Origin of the sequence: Cohnella silvisoli (assembly GCF_021190915.1) — a bacterium.
In the GTDB taxonomy this organism is placed as follows: Bacteria; Bacillota; Bacilli; order Paenibacillales; family Paenibacillaceae; genus Cohnella; species Cohnella silvisoli.
In genome coordinates this window covers 41,731-60,862 of the sequence record NZ_JAIOAP010000015.1, presented here as the reverse complement: position 1 = coordinate 60,862, position 19,132 = coordinate 41,731, and the positions used below count along the sequence as shown (strand labels likewise).

Annotated in this window: 13 protein-coding genes and 1 pseudogene; 12 read left to right on the top strand and 2 right to left on the bottom strand. The window is 47.1% G+C overall.

What is annotated here, in order from left to right; translation table 11 throughout:
* The first annotated feature begins 40 nt into the window (after nucleotides 1-40).
* The 12 genes from K7P76_RS24235 (at nucleotide 41) to K7P76_RS24185 (ending at nucleotide 18,158) form a co-directional block, all read left to right on the top strand.
* On the top strand, nucleotides 41-2,251 hold the full coding sequence (locus K7P76_RS24235) for an MMPL family transporter (protein WP_232187962.1): 2,211 nt from the start codon (nucleotides 41-43) through the stop codon (nucleotides 2,249-2,251).
* Nucleotides 2,252-2,533: 282 nt separating this feature from the next.
* Nucleotides 2,534-2,740, top strand: a complete 207-nt coding sequence (locus tag K7P76_RS24230) for a hypothetical protein (protein ID WP_232187960.1) — start codon at nucleotides 2,534-2,536, stop codon at nucleotides 2,738-2,740.
* 103 nt (nucleotides 2,741-2,843) lie between these two features.
* On the top strand, nucleotides 2,844-4,223 hold the full coding sequence (locus tag K7P76_RS24225) for an ABC transporter substrate-binding protein (RefSeq protein WP_232187958.1): 1,380 nt from the start codon (nucleotides 2,844-2,846) through the stop codon (nucleotides 4,221-4,223).
* A gap of 79 nt (nucleotides 4,224-4,302) precedes the next feature.
* Entirely contained in the window at nucleotides 4,303-5,184 is an 882-nt protein-coding gene (locus tag K7P76_RS24220; RefSeq protein WP_232187949.1) for a carbohydrate ABC transporter permease, read from the top strand.
* 15 nt (nucleotides 5,185-5,199) lie between these two features.
* Nucleotides 5,200-6,015: a carbohydrate ABC transporter permease gene (locus K7P76_RS24215; protein WP_232187948.1), complete on the top strand. Its 816-nt coding sequence runs from the start codon at nucleotides 5,200-5,202 to the stop codon at nucleotides 6,013-6,015.
* Between the two features lie 298 nt (nucleotides 6,016-6,313).
* Nucleotides 6,314-6,487, top strand: coding sequence for a polysaccharide lyase family 8 super-sandwich domain-containing protein (locus K7P76_RS33760; protein WP_373692475.1), 174 nt, complete (start codon nucleotides 6,314-6,316; stop codon nucleotides 6,485-6,487).
* A 3-nt stretch (nucleotides 6,488-6,490) separates the two neighbouring features.
* Nucleotides 6,491-8,302, top strand: a complete 1,812-nt coding sequence (locus K7P76_RS24210; protein ID WP_232187946.1) for a cache domain-containing sensor histidine kinase — start codon at nucleotides 6,491-6,493, stop codon at nucleotides 8,300-8,302.
* A complete protein-coding gene (locus K7P76_RS24205) occupies nucleotides 8,295-9,830 on the top strand; it encodes a response regulator transcription factor (protein WP_232187945.1) in 1,536 nt (511 codons plus the stop codon). The genes K7P76_RS24210 and K7P76_RS24205 overlap by 8 nt, the downstream gene beginning before the upstream one ends.
* Nucleotides 9,827-11,128: an ABC transporter substrate-binding protein gene (locus K7P76_RS24200; protein ID WP_232187944.1), complete on the top strand. Its 1,302-nt coding sequence runs from the start codon at nucleotides 9,827-9,829 to the stop codon at nucleotides 11,126-11,128. The genes K7P76_RS24205 and K7P76_RS24200 overlap by 4 nt, the downstream gene beginning before the upstream one ends.
* Nucleotides 11,129-11,165: 37 nt before the next feature.
* Nucleotides 11,166-13,574, top strand: coding sequence for a glycoside hydrolase family 95 protein (locus K7P76_RS24195; protein WP_232187943.1), 2,409 nt, complete (start codon nucleotides 11,166-11,168; stop codon nucleotides 13,572-13,574).
* Between the two features lie 352 nt (nucleotides 13,575-13,926).
* Nucleotides 13,927-14,979, top strand: a complete 1,053-nt coding sequence (locus tag K7P76_RS24190; RefSeq protein ID WP_232187942.1) for a hypothetical protein — start codon at nucleotides 13,927-13,929, stop codon at nucleotides 14,977-14,979.
* Between the two features lie 248 nt (nucleotides 14,980-15,227).
* Complete coding sequence (locus tag K7P76_RS24185; protein WP_232187940.1) at nucleotides 15,228-18,158, top strand: RICIN domain-containing protein; 2,931 nt, start codon at nucleotides 15,228-15,230, stop codon at nucleotides 18,156-18,158.
* 98 nt (nucleotides 18,159-18,256) lie between these two features.
* On the opposite strand, the pseudogene K7P76_RS24180 reads toward K7P76_RS24185, so the two are convergent.
* Nucleotides 18,257-18,659: pseudogene (locus K7P76_RS24180) on the bottom strand (transposase); the annotation flags it as partial.
* Nucleotides 18,660-18,845: 186 nt separating this feature from the next.
* Nucleotides 18,846-19,013, bottom strand: coding sequence for a hypothetical protein (locus K7P76_RS24175; RefSeq protein ID WP_232187939.1), 168 nt, complete (start codon nucleotides 19,011-19,013; stop codon nucleotides 18,846-18,848).
* Nucleotides 19,014-19,132: the final 119 nt, after the last annotated feature.

Below are 19,132 nucleotides of genomic sequence, written 5' to 3'. Positions count from 1 at the left end.
TATAAATGTTTACACAAGCAGACGCACAAGGAGAGTAGTTATGTCTAAATATCTCTATCGTTTTGGAAAATGGTCTTATCGCAATCGTCGTTCTGTTATTTTTGGTTGGATTGCTTTTTTGATAACGGCGTTTATAGTTGGTTCAACCTTTGCCGGTCCAACCAGCAATGAATTTTCCATTCCAGGAACAAAAGCTCAAGAGGCCATTGACCTGCTTAATAAGGAATTCCCCGGAGCTAGCGGAGGAAGCGTTCGAATGATCTTTGCTGCGCCGGCAGGTCAAACTTTAGAATCTGCAGATATTAAAAAAGCAATTGCAGCGACTCTCGAACAAGCTAAGAAGGATACGGAGGTTGCGGTAATCCTCGATCCTTTCAGCTTGCAAACGATAAGTCCAGACAAAACCATCGGCTTTGCGGATATTATTTATAACACGGAATCACAGAAAGTAACTAAGGAATCTATAGATAAAATAGTAGAAAGCGCCAATATTTCTCGTGATTCAGGAATTCAAACAGAGTTTGGTGGATCGGTTAGGCTAGCTAATTTTGAAAGCAATCCAGCTCCAGAACTCGTTGGAATAATCGTGGCTTTTGCCATTCTTGCTTTTACTTTTGCATCTTTGCTAGCGGCAGGATTACCTATTATCACAGCTATCGTAGGTGTCGGAATTGGCATTATGTGCGTATTATTCGTTTCCCGATTTGTTCCCATGACTTCAACCGCTACTATCCTAGCAATAATGCTTGGTCTGGCTGTCGGTATCGATTATGCGCTATTCATCATCTCTAGGCATCGTCATCAGCTTGCTGAAGGTCTAGAAATCGAAGAGTCAATAGGGCGTGCTGTCGGCACCGCAGGCAGTGCGGTCGTCTTCGCCGGATTAACGGTCATAGTTGCGTTAGCGGGTTTATCCATAACCGGAATTCCCTTCCTCTCAATTATGGGATTAGCCGCTTCATTCACGATTTTAATCGCTGTGTTCATCGCAATTAATTTAATGCCGGCTGTGCTCGGCCTGGTAGGACAACGCATTAGTCCTGCAAGGACGTCGCGTTTATTTCGTAAACCGCCTGCATCCGCTAGCCAGCAAACCGTCTCCTTTCGCTGGGGGCGCTTTGTCTCTCGCCATCCCGTAATTATTTTACTCATTGGCGTATTGTTCTTGGTAGTTATCAGCCTTCCAGTACTACACATGAACTTAGGTTTACCTGATAATGGAGCCTCGCCTAAAGAATCTACGGAATATAAGGGCTATGACTTGCTTTCAAAAGGCTTTGGTCCTGGATTTAACGGACCGTTGGTCGTCGTTATAGATGTGTTAGGAAAAAAAGATCCGAAGGAAGCCTCACAAGCCATAATCAAAGAATTATCTGCATTACCGAATGTCGCATCTGTCGCAGAGCCTATTTGGAATCAAACGAATTCGATCGCGCTCGTAAGCGTCATCTCACAAACGGGTCCCAACACCACGGAAACCAAAGATTTAGTCAATACTATTCGCAATAATACGGATTCAATTCAGAAAGCTGAAGATGTGAAGCTTTATATTACAGGTGCTACGGCTGTGAATATCGATGTATCCGATAAATTGAATTCTGTCTTACCTGAATTTGCTTTAGTCGTAGTCGGCCTCGCGCTTATCCTCTTGGCATTGGTATTCCGTTCTGTGCTCATTCCGCTTAAATCGGTAATTGGGTTTTTGCTGAGTCTGACGGCATCAATGGGTGTGGTCGTATTTATTTTCCAAGACGGTCACTTTTTGAACCTATTGGGAATATCGCAACCTGCGCCCATCCTTAGTTTACTTCCCATACTTGTTATAGGTATATTGTTTGGACTAGCCATGGATTATGAAGTTTTCTTGGTTAGTCGGATGCGTGAGGAATATATTCATACTGGGAAAGCGCGCGAATCGGTTATTATGGGTATCGGACATAACGGTCGTGTCGTAACCGCTGCCGGTTTGATCATGGCTGCTGTTTTTTCAAGCTTCATTTTCACCCCGGATCCGGTTACGAAAGCCATAGGCGTAGCCTTAACATTTGGCGTGTTAATCGATGGATTTATCGTACGAATGACACTTGTCCCTGCGGTTATGACAATTCTAAGTCGTTCTGCATGGTACATTCCAAGGTGGTTGAATCGTATACTTCCTAATATTGATATTGAAGGGGAATCCTTGCTTGAACAGTTAACTATTAAAGGGAGCGAACCTGTACCAGCAAAGAAAATGCGTGAATCCAGCTAAGCTGTTGAAAGCGGCAATTAAAGTCATGCGTCAAAATGCCGAGAACCGCTCGGAGACATAGTGCAGCCAGCAGCCGACACATACGTAGAAACAGGTCAAGTAATGGTGTACACCTTACCTGACCTGTTATCTTTGTCTCAATCCAGTATAATTCTCTGTTCCCTAACTTCCGTCGGAAAAATAACTGTTTTTTCATTAATCCACTTTGGATTATTTAGGGCATGCTGAACGATTGTTTACCTGATATTCAGGGCCGGGCGACGGCGGAGCAGAATGACAAAAATGAAGCAAAAAAGAAAGTGGCGGCGTTCCAGGAGCTGGCGGACGAGGATCCCGCATCTGGACGTGCAATGGTTGCAGGACGAAAGGGAGCTCCATCTGAAAGTGATGGGCCCCATCCAAGTGGAAGTTCTGGCGCGTCCCGGTTCTCCGGATAATCCATATCCGACATCGGGATTATCCATTGCGAACGCCATTCGCTTTTCTTAGAATGAAAAAGTGCACAATAGCGCGGTTACGCGAACCGCGAAATACCCTAAAATCCGCAAGTGCAATACACTCATTTTCAAACATTCTAAAGGAGGGTCACAACATGTCTCATTTAGTTCGGCGGAGCAAATCCGCCATCGCTTTGGTTCTATCCGTCATGCTGGTTCTGCTCCTTGCCGCCTGTGGCGGCGGAAATAAAGATAACAATGCCGCTTCTTCCGGATCGTCGTCGCCGTCCGCAAGTCCGTCCGCAAGCGAGGGCTCTGCCTCCGGCGAACAAGTCACGATCAAATATTGGACGTGGGTCCCTTCCGCGGACGATTACAAGCCGATAATCGAAGCGTTCGAGAAATCGCACCCGATGATCAAGGTTGATCTGACGGTCATGTCCTCCTTGGACTACCAACAGAAGCTTCCGATTTCCCTTTCGACGGGCGAAGAACTCGACGTTGTCGGCGTGCAGCCGAACATGGTAAAGCAGCTTCAGCCTTACCTGGAAGAAACAGACGGCTTGATGAAGCAATACGTCAGCGACGATTGGCAGTCGCAATTCGATCCAACTTCCATCACTCAGGCCAAAAAACTAAGCGATCCGATGGTGATGGTACCAGTCGGAAGCACCGGTGCGAGTTTCCTGTACTACAACAACAAGATGCTCCAGGATCTTGGCCTGCAAGCACCGAAATCGTACGACGATCTGAAGAACATCGTCAAGACCGTCAAAGAAAAGAGACCGGGCGTCCTTCCGCTCTCCTTGGGAGGCAAAGAAGGCTGGATTTTGGACGAAATCGTCCTGACCTTGCTCACGCAAAAATCCGATCTATTCAATAAAATCCGCTACAAAGAAGGCGGCAAATGGGATTCACCTGAATATCTGGAAGCCGTCAAAGAATTCAAGCAATGGATCGATGATGGCGTGATCTCCCAAGACGTGATAGACCTCGATTATACCCGCGCTCTCGAAACGTTCACGACCGGGAAAGCGGCCATGTTCATCCAGGGCAGCTGGGCGGCATCGATGCTTTCCTCGAAATACAAAAGCACGAACAACATCGCGCTTGAGGATATCGGCCTCACCGCGATCCCGGTCATGTCCGCGGGCGGCAAACCAACGGTTCGTTCCTTTCTCGACATCGGAATGGGCGTAAGCAAAAACTCGAAGCACAAAGCCGAAGCCGCTGAATTCGTGAAGTTCATGACCCTCGGCGAAGGCGCTGACGTGCTGGGCAAGCTCTTCGTCGTTGTTCCTTCTAAAGTCGGCTTTACGCCGGACTTGAGCGACTTGAACGCAACCGGCCAAGAATCGTTCAAAAAGATGCAGGAGCTGATCGCTTCGGCCGGGGCGGATCGCAATAACCTGGGCTCGTTCTCCTCGGATGTCGTTGGTCCGGAGTTGCAAAGGATGCTGCTGACGAAAACGCCGCCGGAAGACATCGCTAAAAACATCCAGAAGGAATTCGACACAGGCAAATATTTGAAATAAGACGGTCGTATGACACAGACCAGCCCGAACTGCCGCGCTCCTCGAAGCCGCGGCAGTTCTCTCTTCGAAGGAGGCTAAGATGAAAGCCAAACATTACAGTTGGAACGCCACCGCTGCCGGATACTTGTTCATCGCGCCGTTGCTTGCCGTCATGGTCGTTTTTTTCGCTTATGGGTTTTATTTTCTCGTCCGTACCGGGTTTCAAAGCACGGATATTTCGTTCCACACGCCGAAGTACATCGGGTGGGACAATTACCGCTTATTACTGGTAGACTCGCGGTTTTTCCATTCGATCCTCAATACGATCGTGTTCGCCGTTGTGTCCGTCATCATCGGCTTAACGTTCGGATTCGTTGCTTCAATCTTCCTGCAATTCAAGCTACCTGGCAAAAAGCTGTTCCATTCGATTCTGTTCTTGCCCACTATTATGCCTATGGCGCTCATCGCCACCGTGATCGCGATGATGCTCGAATCCCGGTTCGGAACGTTGAATACGTTCCTTCGCTTCATCGGTCTCGACTTTCTGGCTCTGCAATGGCTGTCGGACCCGAACCTGGCCTACGGCTCAATCATGGTCATGTCCATCTTCCTGATCGGACTTCCGATCATGTATTACGTCAGTGAGTTCCCGACCTTAAATACGAGCGTGCTGGAAGCGGCGGTGCTGGACGGAGCGGGACTCGGGCGAATGCTCACGCTCATCTTGTTCCCGATGCTTCGGAACACACACAAGACGGTTATCCTCTCGATTTTACTTGGCAGCTTTCGAGAATTCGAACGCATCTTCCTGCTGACGGGCGGTGGTCCTATGAATTCGACAGAAATCGTGTCGACCTACGTGTTCAGACAACAGAACGGCGGGATGGAGATGGGAATCATGTCCGCGGCTTCTGTCATCGTACTGCTGGTCGCGTTCATTCTGGCACTGCTGCAAATCCGGTTCACTACCATGAAAAAGTAAGGGGGTCATCCAAACATGGATATGTTCCTGGTGTCGAAAGGCGAAAAGCGAACGATCCGCTGGGTTATCTACGGCTTGGGATTACTGTTCCTCTTTCCGATCGTCTCGGCGATATACAATTCGCTTAAATACGAAGGCTTTGAAAACTACATTTTCGTATTCACCCACAAAATCAACGGAATCAGTGTATTATCGACGTTCTGGAACTCGCTGCAAATCGCGGTCGGACATGCGTTCTTCGTGCTGTTGGTCGGTTCGCTCGCCGGTTATGCGTTTTCCAAAATCGAATTCGCCGGCAAGGAGATCGTCTACATCGGGGTGTTGATGTGCCTCGCCATCCCGCTCGTCGTCATGATCGTGCCGTTTTTCTACATTTTTCAAAACCTCGGGCTGTACAATCATTTGCTGGCGGTCGTATGCTCGGAAGTCGCGATGACGCTTCCGTTTGCGGTGCTGTTCTTTCGGAACTTCTATGATTCGTTGCCCAAAGAACTGATGGAGTCGGCTACGATCGATGGCGCGAACGTTTTTCAAGCTTTTTCGAAGGTTTATTTGCCCTTGGCCCGTTCCGCACTTATCAATTTGGGCGTCTTGTGCGTCATGTGGTCTTTCCAGGACTTTCTGGCGCCGCTCATGTTCTTGACCGATAAAGACCTGGCGACCACAAATGTGGCGATCAACAATCTGAAAGGCGCTTTCGGGCTATCGCCGGGCAATGTCGGGAAATTCAATGCTTTTCTCGTCGTGCTTGGAATCCCCGCCCTCGTTCTGTTCCTAGTGGCGCAAAAATTCATCACCCAAGGTATTACTTCCGGCGCTTTGAAGGATTGATAGGCCGCTTGTACAATGAGGTTGAACGATCCCATTGAGCGGAGATAGGCTACCCTAATGTGATGACGTAAGCTGCGCCCCGGTTCTCTGGATAATCCATATCCGATATCGAGATTCTCCATTGCGAACGCAATACGTTTTCATTAGAATGAAAGCGTACATAATAGCGCGATTTCGAGAATCGCTTCGGACCACGTTTACCAAATTAGCCGAGAACTGGTAGGGCGAAAAGTGCCGTGAGACAAACGCGCTTCACGCCGCTCTGTACCGAGATGGATCGTGTTGGATTCGAACCAGTATGTTTTCATCAAGAATATATGATTACGAAGCTATTAATGTTGAAAACAAAAAGGGCTGGTACACAAGATCAGACGCGACATATTTATTCAATTATGATATTGCCTATTATGAAGGTAATTACTGGGCTACGATAAACAAGTACCGACTATTCGACAACAACCGGGAGCGGTAGCGGATGTTTACAACACTGAAGTATCAATACTATGTATTCATCTCCCTCTCGTTGGCGGTATTAGTTATACTTTTGGCAACTAATTTATCCTTTTACTTTTATACGGGATCCATTATTGAGCGGAATATGGTACAGAATAAGCTGCAGACCACACAGAAGGTGCAGGAGCAGCTTGATGCCATGTTGAATGAAATCAATAATATTTCGATTTCTATTAATGCTTCGAACTATATCCAACAGGTGATGAGTCATATTCCGATGAATTCCACGGAAAATTACTTCGACAACAATCCGCAGACGAGTCTCGAAGTGCGTGATGTCCTGTACTCGATAACCGGCTTGCAGCCGCTTAAGGGTAGCATCGTTCTCATCTCTAAAAATTATGACTTCATCGACGTCAGCAACAAAATGGACAGTCAAATGGTGAACAAATCTTATATTGAGGGATTGCCTGGCATCAAAGAGCTGCTTCTAACCAATCGGATCGGATTAGACCATTTGTTGGTGAGGCCCCACCCAGATCGATGGTCCGCGAGCGAGGGAGAGGTGTTCTCCTTGATCCGTACAATTCGCGACAACTTCAATGTATACGGTCTCATTGAAATCAGCTACGAAGTTGAAGAAATTCAAAAGTTGTTTTCTTTTCTAAACCAGCAAAATGAATCGAATTTCGTGATCTTCGACAAAGCAGGTAATGTATTCCTTAGTCAACTGAATGCGAACCTAGGTATTGACGTTCCAAGCCTGACACAAAAAGTGGGACTTATAGCAGACACGGGTAATTTCGAGGTAAAGGGTTCTGATAAGACGTTTATGGCGACATATTCACATCTTAAAAACGAAGATTTGACAGTCGCCATCGTAGAGGACATGAGCTCTTTCAAAAAGCCAATCAACATCTTACGCAACACGACGATCTCGGTCTACTTGGTTACGATGATAACTACGTTACTCTTTCTATATGTCTACACGCTGGGGATAACGAGGCCAATCACCCAGCTAAAGAAATCGCTTATGGATGTGGACGTTGGCGATCTACACCTTGCGGTATACAACGCACATTCTAATAATGAAATCGTCATGCTTGGTAAAGTCGTGAGCAATTTGCTGGGTGAAATCAAACGGCATATGATGCTGACGGAACAAGCCCATCAGAACGAAGTGGCTGCGAACATGACGGCATTACAAGCCCAGATCAACCCGCATTTTCTTTACAATACTTTGTCCGTCATCAGCGCGCAGGGCTTAAAGCAAGGCAACCGTGAAGTCGTGGAGATGTGTAGCGCGCTATCCAATATGTTTCGTTATGTCACAAAGCAAGAATCCAGCCGTACGACGTTGGAGAACGAATTCGAACATATCCGCAACTATTTACTGTTAATGGGAAAACGTTATGAGGGCTTCTTTACGTACGACTTTGAAATGGACAACCGTATCCGTAGCGTTTCCGTGCCGAAGCTCATTCTTCAGCCATTCATAGAGAATATGTTCCAGCACGCATTCTCCACCGCTAAGCCGCCATGGTACATTTCTGTCAAAGGTATATGGCAGCCGGACGGCAGATGGCGTATAGAAATTAGGGATAATGGTACAGGTTTCGACGAGCACATGATTAGGCGGCTAAACCAAAGAGTAGAACAATTCAAAACGACCGGTTCCGCCATCGATGAAAGATTGCCGGAAGAAGGTATTGGTATGGTGAATGCATTCTTCCGTTTATATCTAGCTGATCGTGATCATGCTTTCCTGGAGATCAGAAATCATGCCGACGGTGGCGCCGAAATCTGTTTCGGAGGGGGCGGAGAGCATGCATAGCATTGTGCTAATTGAAGACGAGCCTCCTACACTTTTTATGGTGAAGCACTTGATTGAGTCTCTTGGCCTCGGTTTCGAGGTAGTCGGGTATGCTTTTAACGGTGATGACGGAGAACAAATCGTACGGGAGCAAATGCCTGATGTTGTAATCACGGATATCAAAATGCCAGGCAAGGACGGATTGACTGTGATCCGTAACTTACAAGCGGAAGGCATAAAGACAGAATGGCTTATTCTTTCCGGTTACGCCGAGTTCGAATATGCCGTTCAAGCACTTCGAAGTGGCGTGACGGACTACATTTTGAAGCCGGTCGACCCGTTAACGTTACAAACGTTGTTTGAGAAATTAGGCAAACACCTATCGGACATGAAGTCTAAAGCCGAGCAGGCGTATTTAAACCGTCTTCTTCACGAAGGCGAAGTGAAGCCTCCTCCTGTAACGATGGCAGGAACGCGCTTGATCTATCCGTTGTTTGTTGCGGCTGGTCATCTGACCGACTCGATCCACGATGGGGAACATATCGCTAGACGCTTTTTTTATCCAAATCCATTCGAGTACTCACAGGCACTTCGACAATCGGGAATCGAAAAGTGGTGGAATGTTAGCGGTTTCGCATGCAACCAACAGATTTTGTTCTTGCTCATAAATGCGTCAGAGCCCGATTTCGCCGAGAAAATCGCCGAAGGATTAATGCAGGAATTACATGTGTCAGATATTCCTGTGAATATTATGATTGGGGAATCGAATTCGAATTGGATTGATAGCGAGAAGCATGTTCATAGGCTGCTTTGCGCCATGAAGGAAAGGCTCGTTTCTGGTCTGTCGCAGGTGATGAGAGAAGGCATCTCCGAAAACCAACACGAACCCGGTTTCGAATTGGAGGCCACTCTTGCTCGGTTGGCCGCAATGACGTTTCCTCAGATTCGGCAACAGTTGAATCTGTTGGCACGGCAAGGTGAAGAACGAGGCATGACGCAGTCCGCTGTAGAACTGCTTATGGTCAAGTTAACAGAAGTTTGGAATAATCGTTACACAAAAGCAGCACTTAAACCTTGGGATATTCAAGAAATTATGGCATCGAGTATTGGACTTAGTGATGCGTTTGATCGATTCGCGCGAATTGCGGAATTTACGTTCGGGGAAGAAGTTGAAGGGGAGAAGCCGTTGTCTTCTTCCGTCGAATTGGTGAGACAAATCGAGGACTATTTGAGCCGCCATTACTTCACGCCGATCACATATGATTCGCTGCAAGAACGCTTTGGTTATCACAAGGATTATCTGTCCCAATTGTTTAGACAAGCCAAAGGTATTTCCCCGAATAAATATATTATGACACTTCGTATCGAGAAGGCAAAAAATATCATGACCAATCAGCCTGACTTGCCTCTTAAAGATTTGTCTGAGCAGGTCGGTTACGAAGATGCTTTATATTTCAGCAGGCTGTTTAAAAATATGACCGGTCTCAGCCCGTCCGCCTTCCGAGAGCAGTCGATCACTCGGGAAAAGCAAGCGGGAGGGCTAGCATGAGAAAATCGTTCGTAGTGTTAATGCTAACTGGGCTTATTGCATTAATATCGTTTAACGCATGGTTTTTCTATAGCTCTTCCCGAGACAAGGAAGGTACGACACTGTCGGCACCTGTGCATCTGACCCTGCTCGCGAATCAAAGCTGGATTGGACGATCATTTTTACAAAAGGCAATTTTCGAATATGAGCAGTCGACCGGCGTGCAAGTTGACATACAAGCCGTTCCTAGTAATTCAGCGGCTTCCCTCATGAAGAAGAAGTTTGCTGCAGGCGTGTTGCCGGATATTGTCCTCTCTTCCGGTGGGGCAGCTCTGGATGCTTTTCACCCTACGAACAATTTTGTGAATATGGACGATGAGATATGGGTAAAGAACCTACAGCCTTATGTGCTTCCGCTCGTTACGAATAACTTTAGTGTATATGGCTTCCCGTTGTGGGAAGGTGCGCTGTCCGGGATCATATACAACAAACAAATATTCGCCAAATATCATTTGCAGGTTCCGCAAAACGAGGAACAGTTTTTTCAAGTGTGCGAAACATTGCGAGCGAATGGGATTATACCTGTTTACATGGCTTTCCGGGATATTTGGCCAATCGGATTGGAGTATGGACTGGATACTGTAGTTGCGCAAGATGACAGTCGCATCGTTCGTTTGAATCGTAATCAGCTAACATTGCCGCAGATTCCGGAGATGCTGCAATTGCTAAACTGGTACAATCGACTCGCCCAAAGCGGAGATCTTGGCCCCAGTTTTGAAACGAACAACTGGGATGGACAAGCCGATGCACTTGCTTCCGGGAAGTACGCGATGGCTATAGGAACGGATACGTTCCTTTATAACGAACTGCAGGTGAATCATCCGGGCGCTTCGGATGATTTCGGTTTAATGCCGTTTTATTTCGGATTCAACGAACGGGGGAGCTACGCTCGGAACGATTTGGTAGCGATGTATGTGAACCAGAAAAGTAAGTACTTCAAAGAAGCAATGGATTTCGTTGATATGTCTGCGAATCCAGAGAAGATAAATGAGATATACGATGGTGTATATACGGAGCCCTTGTTCAAAACACTTCGAACGAACAAGTTAACGCCGGAATACGCCGATGTGCTGGCTACTGGACAATCGGACCGGATCGTGCCGGCTTCTGCGAATTTGATAATCGGATTCAGTCCGATCGATTTGGCAGTGCCGCTTCAAGAGATGATGCTGGGTGAAACGACGCCGGAACAAACGCTTCAGGCAATTGAGAACATTCGGTATTCTACCGCGCAAAATCAAGGAACGCCAGGATTCTAAGGATAAGATCGTAGGGACGGGAGGAAACACCGCACAAATGAAATTATTCTATCGTAAACCAGCGTCTGAGTGGACAGAAGCACTTCCGATTGGAAACGGAAGACTAGGTATGATGATATTCGGCGGCATTGAAAGAGAACATCTGCAGTTAAATGAGGATACGCTTTGGTCTGGCGGTCCCGTCGCAGAACGACAGCCTGCCGCTGTCTCTCCGAACGAGATTCAGGACATTCGCAGACTTCTGTTCGAAGGTCGATACGTTGAAGCGGATGCCATGTGCAAAAAGTTGATGGGAGCTTACAACCAGTCTTATTTGCCCTTTGGAGAACTGCAGTTGACCTTCCAACATGGGGATATCGCCCATTCATATGAGCGTAGCTTAGACTTGGAAACGGCAACTGCACACGTTGCCTATTCAGTCGGCAGTATCCAGTACGAAAGGGTAATGTTCGCCTCCGAACCGGATCAAGTCATTGTAATTCGACTGACGGCAAGTAAACCGGGGCTTATCAGTTTCACGGCAAAGTTGGACAGTCCGCTGCATCATCGTACATTCCCGGACGGCGAGCAGTACGTGATTCGCGGGTTAGCGCCGGAGCATGTAGATCCGTCCTATTACGCCACGGACAATCCTGTCGTCTATGGCGATGAGGATACGAGCGGCGCTATGCGTTTTGAGGGACGTCTTAGTGCGAGTATCGAAGGTGGAACTTTGGTTGCCAGCGCGAACGGAATTCATGTTAGTGGATCGACCGCCGTAACATTGTATTGGAGTGCGGCGACAAGCTTTAACGGCTATCAACGCTCTCCTGGAATGGAAGGCAAAGAGCCTTCCCGTCAGGTCGTGGCTTCTTTGGATTCGGCTTGTCGCCTTGAATTCGAACAATTGCTTCATAGGCATAACGTCGACTACCGGGAGTTGTTCAATCGGGTCGAGCTTCGACTAGGCGCATCGAGAGGATCAACGTCGCAAGAAGTGATGCCGACCGATCGCAGAATTGCAGAGCATGGCGCGACAGATCCCCAATTGATTGAGCTATTGTTTCAATACGGCCGTTACTTGCTCATTTCGAGCTCTCGACGCGGAACGCAGCCTGCCAATCTGCAAGGCATATGGAACCGAGAGGTCAGGCCGCCCTGGAGCAGCAACTGGACGCTCAACATTAACACGCAAATGAATTACTGGCTAGCCGAAACATGCAACTTATCCGAGCTGCACGAACCGTTGCTAGAATTCATTGCTGAATTGGCGCAAAACGGCGAACGGACTGCTTCAACACTATATGGAGTCAGAGGCTGGACGGCGCATCATAACGCGGATTTGTGGCGGCAGACCGACCCGGTGGGTGATTACGGCAAAGACGGGCAGTCCGTATGGGCGATTTGGCCGATGAGCGCGGCATGGCTGTGTCAACATTTATGGGAGCACTACGTATTTAGCCAAAATATCGTCTATTTGCGGGAGAAGGCATTTCCGGTTATGAAGAAAGCAGCCCGATTCTATTCAGACTGGTTGATCCTAGATGAAAGTGGCTTTTATGTAACGGCGCCATCAACTTCGCCAGAACATCGGTTTGTTTCTCCAAGCGGGCAACTATCCGGTGTGGGAATCGCTTCCACAATGGATATGCAACTCATCAGCGAGTTGTTCAATAATTGCATACATGCCGTTCGATTGCTTCAGTTGGAAGAACCGGAAGCAGTGGAATGGGAAGCGAAACGTAATAAACTTCTCCCTCCAAGGATCGGTCGCGGTTTACGACTTCAAGAATGGTCGCAAGATTTCGAAGACGAGGACCCAAATCATCGTCACGTCTCACATTTATACGGGGTGTTCCCTGGAAATCAGATGACGCTTGAGAAAACGCCTGAGTTGTTCGAAGCTTCCAGAAGATCTCTAGAAAGAAGAGGAGACGAAGGTACGGGTTGGAGCTTGGCATGGAAAGTCTGTCTATGGGCGAGATTCCGTGACGGAGACTGCGCGCTGCGTCTCATTTCAAACCTATTACAGCTTGTCTCGGAGTCGGAGCAATTGAATTATCACCGTGGCGGCTCTTATGCGAATTTGTTATGTGCGCATCCTCCTTTTCAAATCGATGGAAATTTTGGCGTTACTGCAGGTATTGCAGAGATGCTGCTTCAATCTCATGATGACATGCTTCACCTGTTGCCGGCATTGCCGAATGAATGGAGCGAAGGCAGGGTGAGTGGGCTTATTGCACGAGGAGGATTCGAAGTGTTAATGGAGTGGGAACAAGGGCGATTGATTTCCGTTTCGATTTTATCGCGCTTTGGCGGCAAATGCGTTGTACGCAGCAAAACGCCATTGCGTTTCGAAGGCGAAATTAATATCGCGTATTATTCGATCGGTGGGAATGAATGGGTAGGGTCTTTCGATACGAAAGCGAATGAAAGGTATGTGGGGGTAGGTTTGCCTCGAATCTGATATCAGTGAGGAAATTAGTTTAAATGATGCGCAACGATTAAATATAGAAAGATTAGCATTCGAAAAGGTGCAATGACGTTAGTCGTGTCGTGCACCTTTTAGGTTTTATTTGTTCATTTGGCGATAGGTACTTGTCGTCATTCGGGAGGATCAAGGTTGAATCAGAAATGGCAGCTTTAGCAACTAAACAGGATGCCGTGATTATCCATGGACAATCTCGACTTTGTGTATTCACGGAGAGGGAAAAACGGGTATACAGTAAAATTGAGTTGTGTAAGCGTTTTATTATAATTTGGACAACATTATGAAGGAGGCATAAAAAATGCCAATCAGCAGGTTTAGGGGGGCAATAGTGTCGAAGAAAACGGGTATCATTATCCTTGCCCTGCTTTTTTGCTGCGGGGTGGCCGTTCTCTCGCGCGGGTTGGCGGTGCCCTCTTCCTCGAAGGGCGACGAAATTGTTTTGTATATCGACGACATTCCGGTTACAGTCGACCAATGGCGCCAAGCCGCGGGTTGCAAAGTCAATGAGGTAAAATTATATTTTCAAAATCAAGGCAACATAAATGTAAATGATCCCGATTTTTGGGAAAACTCCTATGGCGGCGAACAACCGTTCCAACGTCTCCATAACGAAGCGCTGACAGTGTTACTGAACCGCACGATCCTGCTGAAGCTTGCCCAACAGAAGGGACTTATCCAGGATATTCGGTATGAGGCCATACGTCGAAAGTGGGAGTCCGAAAATAACAGCCGTAGTGCTGCAGTTGCAAACAAAAAGGTCCTGTATGGTCCCGTTCAACTGGACTTGGATGCGTATTACAGAGTATTGATCGGCGAGCTGACGAACAAGTTGCTGCTTCTCATGTCCAAGGATGAGCTGCATCTCACGAACGAGAAACTGCGAGAACTATATGAACAACGCAAAACGAACGAATTTGACATTATGCACATGAAGACAGGGCAACTAATAATTTCCAAATCCGTTCCCGATGCCGAGGAAAAGCTAGTGAAGGTTATTCGTCTTGGAAAGCAAGGGGACACGCTTCAGGAAGCTGCTCGAACGATCGGAATGGCAAAAGCCTACAAGCTCGAGGATTACGACGAAAAGAATATGTCGTCCAGGGATACGCATCAAGCGTCCGTTTTCAACCAACTGAAGTCGCTTAGTCGGGGGCAGTTCAGCGAGCAGATCGATCTCGGCGATAGTATCATGATCGCGGAATGCTTACAGAAGGATGAGGACTATAAATCGTTGGATGAGGTAAAAGGTTATTTGACGTCAATGTATTTGCAAGAGCAATTCCGGAGCTATATCAACGATCGAATTCAACATGCGTCCGCAATTAATAAAATAAGCGAAGACGCTTTGAATCGGATGCTGAACGGCTTTTTGCGAGAGTGAAGGAAGGGAGCGAATCGTCGGCGGCTTTTACTTCCATTGGCCAGCAAAATGAAATCTTCATAATAAATAATTCATCGTAATTCTCCATATAGAATCTCGTATTTGTATATTCCCAAGTAGTTCGAAGCTATGGATAATTTGAATTGAATGTAAGCGCTTTATCTAAACATTTTTATTACGGAGGTGAACAAATCAAATTTATTGCTGTACACTCTTTAATTATTAAAAATATGGAGGTGTAATGTGAAATGATCAAAAAGTGGTCCAAACTCGTTTTATGTTTTGCGATGGCTATTCTTACAATTGTAAGTTCGAACTTTTTTGTAGGTGGCAATACAGCATGGGCGGCCAATACGACATATTACGTCAGTGCGTCAGGAAACGATAACAATAACGGAACGAGCACAAATACGCCTTGGCAAACCATCTCAAAAGTTAACTCCATGAGTTTCAGTCCAGGCGACAAGATCTTATTTCAAGGAGGACAATTGTTTGAAGGACAATTAAAGATAATAACCAGCGGGACTTCAGGCAGCCCGATAACGGTCGGTTCCTATGGAACCGGCAAAGCAACGATTACGAATACTGCAGGACAGCAAGATAACAAATACGAGTATTTCGGGAGTTGGAACTATAATGCGGGTGCTGGCAACGCTTATGGAGGTGACGATCACTGGTCACATTCGACTAATGACTTTTTCACACTGAAATTTTATGGGACACAGTTCAAGATGTATAGCGATAAAGGATGGTGGGGGGGCATCGGAGCGGTATCGGTAGATGGAGGACCGGAAACCAATATCGATTTTTATTCAAGCCCAAATACAACAAGCCAAGTCCTCTACACCAGTCCCGTACTCCGAATGGGCGAACACATCATCAAGGTTCGCGTCACGGGGACGAAGAACGCAAATTCAACTGATATTACAGTGCCGGCGGACCGGATCGATGTCACGAACGGCGGCTCTTCTTGGACGACAATAAATGATGATAAGGCGCAGATTCATGCCAATAATATTGTGACTTATTGGGGATCGGGTTGGAAGCATAATATTACTGAATTTAGCTCCAGCGGTACGCAATACTCCTATGACGGGAATTATTACTACTCGGAAAACACGAACGATTATGCCGAGCTTCCGTTCTATGGCGACCGGGTCAAGGCTTACGTCAAAACGATGCCCTGGTTTGGGAAAGTAGCCTATTCCATTGACGGCGGAGCAGAGACAATCGTTGATCTGTATACCAGCAGCGGAACCAGTGTCGATCTCTCCACGCCGAAATTCGACTCCGGACCATTGACGAATGGTCAGCATACTTTAAAGATCAGAGTAACTGGGCAGCGAAATTCCTCCAACACAGACAGTCATGCGTATGATGCCGTCGATGCATTCGATGTCACCAACAACGGGGTTACAACCCGAATCAACGACAACGGCTTTGACACCAGCAACGGCATATATATTGACGGCGTATCCTACATTACGATCGATGGTGTGAACGTCTTGGCTAATGGCAGATATACCAACAGCTGGGGCAGCGGGGTTCGTATCAATAATGGGGATCATATTGTGGTCAACAATGTGGATGCCAGCGGTTTCCAACTGGCAGGTATTGTTTTTTTCCATAGCAGTAATCTCACTTTGACGAATATCAATGCACATGATAACGGCAATGCCGGGATCCGCTCTTTGGACTACCAGAGAGATTGGGTCGGAGGCAACAGCAATATCTATATCGGGAACAGTTCGACGAATAACAACCCTGGTGATCCGACAAATCCGAATGATCCGAACGGGGACGGCATTTGTCTGTACTTCGTAAAGAACGGTATTGTAGAGTATACGGAAGCATCCAACAACGGCTGGGACATGACGGCAAACGGTGTAGGCGGACCTACAGGCATTTGGGGTCAAAGTCTGGATAATGTCGTGTTCCAATACAACAACTCCAACAATAACGCGGCAATTCAGCACGGTAGTTATACGGACGATGGGGGCGGTTACGATATCGACGGTATCAATTCCACGCTTCAGTACAGCTACTCCAGCCATAACGGAGGTCCGAGCCTGTTGTCCTGGCGTTGGAACACTTGGCCCTATTCAGGAGCTTTCAATGACAACAATGTGGCCAGATACAACGTTATGGAGCTGGACGGATGGGGGTCAGAACCGGTCGCATTCCGCATCGGCGACGGATACCCTGCATATCCCAACGATCCGGTGACATGGAAGATCTATAATAACACCGTTTACATTCCTAACGGTAATGCGACGGAGTTCCTTGTATGGAACGGGTTGAACGGCAATACGATTTATTCTGGAGTTAAAATTTGGAATAATATCTTCTATACTTCAAGTAATTTCAGTTCGACGTCGACATTCACAAGCCAATGGCAAGGAAACAATTATTTCTCGGATGACCTTGGATTCCATATGGACGGGTATAATTCTTTAGCCGCATGGAGAAGCGGCACGGGTAAAGAAAAGAATGGATCTTCCGACACAGGTCTGTATGCCAATCCCGCTCTGTCCAGTCCTGGCGGAGGCGGTACACTTTCGGGCGGTTTATCAACATTGACTGCATACAAGCTTTTAAATGATTCACCCGCGATTAACGCCGGCCTTAATCTGAACAGCTTGTTCGGTGTCAGCACGGGAGGCAAGGACTTCTGGGGAACTGCGACACCTGTCGGTTCCGCTTATGATATCGGCGCCTATGAAGGAGGAGGTGTGGCAGAGAGCAAATTTGCCGGAGGAGATTTCAAAATTATCAATACGAACAGCGGTAAAGCTCTAGATACAGGCGGATCGACTTCGGATGGAGCTAATGCCGTTCAAAATACGTACACAGCTTCAACCAGTCAGAAGTGGACGATCACCTATGTGGGGAACGGCTACTACAAGATCATCAACAAGAACAGCGGGAAGGCGCTCGATATTACCGGCGCTTCTCAATCTGACGGAACCAATGCCATTCAATGGACTTACTCCGGCAGCGTAAATCAACTTTGGAGCATTGTTCAAGTCGGCAACGGAAACGGAAATTATCGTCTTACGAGCAAGAACAGCGGCAAGGCGCTCGACATGCCTGCGGCGTCCACTGCGGATGGCGTGGCAACGGTACAATGGACTTACAGCGGTGGCGTAAATCAAATGTGGCAAATCTCCGCCCCATGATCGAAACGGATTGAAGTTACCGCCTATGGCAAGTGACTATCCCAAATATCACGGTCACAAACGTTTCTGCAGAAATCGGCGTTTATTCTGTCGCGTACGGAGGCGATGATCTCATTTAGTTCAGCAAGCACATCCGCAAGACGCTTACGAAAATGCGTCATCATGGAGTGATGAAAGGGCTGCTTCATGACGAATCCGGACAGACCAATGAAGTATTGCATGTATGGATTTTCGCTGATCGACTCCAAAGTTTTTCTGTCCGTCAACTGCATTCTCTCTTGGATGATGAGCGCGCCAAGTCCCATGCGCAGACTGATCGTTTGCTGTCCGCGGAAGGTGTCTTTGAAAAACTGTCCGTATTTTTTCTCGGCTTCTGCCCACGGCACCAGCCGCGCCAACTGAACCCAACGATTTTCTTCGTCCAGCTTTCCGCCGAAAGGCAGAAAAAAAATTGCCTGGCATGATCAATTGATTTTCAAGATGGGCGGTCGGCTTGAACAATTCCGTCACACCATCTGCAAAGTTTTCGTGATATTTTCTGGGGTTTCCTTTGTATATGATTTCGACATATGAAGCCCAAAACCCTAGTTAATATGCGGTTTGCAGTCGTTTTTCGTCGTTCAGCAAGCCCTACGTAAAACAGATCAAGTAATGGTGTGCACCATTACTTGATCTGTTTTCTTTGTCTCAATCTAGCATAATTCTCTGTTCCCCATCTTCCGTCGGAAAAAGAACTGTTATTTCATTAATCCACTTTGGTTTATGTAATCCTAACACATCGGAGGTTTCGTTTACTTTATCGGATCTGTTGCTGACAAACAAATGCTGATCTATTTTTTTGGCCAACAGCCCCATGGAGTCGACCCCTTGATAGAACTTACAAACGTAGTTATTCGTACTTAGACTTGATTCCCAATATTTCATAATTAAAGTTTCTGTGCCTTTGGGTGATTTTAGATATTCATACTCTGTCG

Coding starts and splice junctions, on each gene's coding strand:
- K7P76_RS24175 (WP_232187939.1), bottom strand. CDS start 19,013: ATGGGGCTGTTGGCCAAAAAAATAGATCAGCATTTGTTTGTCAGCAAC.
- K7P76_RS24220 (WP_232187949.1), top strand. CDS start 4,303: ATGAAAGCCAAACATTACAGTTGGAACGCCACCGCTGCCGGATACTTG.
- K7P76_RS24200 (WP_232187944.1), top strand. CDS start 9,827: ATGAGAAAATCGTTCGTAGTGTTAATGCTAACTGGGCTTATTGCATTA.
- K7P76_RS24225 (WP_232187958.1), top strand. CDS start 2,844: ATGTCTCATTTAGTTCGGCGGAGCAAATCCGCCATCGCTTTGGTTCTA.
- K7P76_RS24235 (WP_232187962.1), top strand. CDS start 41: ATGTCTAAATATCTCTATCGTTTTGGAAAATGGTCTTATCGCAATCGT.
- K7P76_RS33760 (WP_373692475.1), top strand. CDS start 6,314: ATGTTTTCATCAAGAATATATGATTACGAAGCTATTAATGTTGAAAAC.
- K7P76_RS24185 (WP_232187940.1), top strand. CDS start 15,228: ATGATCAAAAAGTGGTCCAAACTCGTTTTATGTTTTGCGATGGCTATT.
- K7P76_RS24230 (WP_232187960.1), top strand. CDS start 2,534: ATGAAGCAAAAAAGAAAGTGGCGGCGTTCCAGGAGCTGGCGGACGAGG.
- K7P76_RS24215 (WP_232187948.1), top strand. CDS start 5,200: ATGGATATGTTCCTGGTGTCGAAAGGCGAAAAGCGAACGATCCGCTGG.
- K7P76_RS24210 (WP_232187946.1), top strand. CDS start 6,491: ATGTTTACAACACTGAAGTATCAATACTATGTATTCATCTCCCTCTCG.
- K7P76_RS24205 (WP_232187945.1), top strand. CDS start 8,295: ATGCATAGCATTGTGCTAATTGAAGACGAGCCTCCTACACTTTTTATG.
- K7P76_RS24195 (WP_232187943.1), top strand. CDS start 11,166: ATGAAATTATTCTATCGTAAACCAGCGTCTGAGTGGACAGAAGCACTT.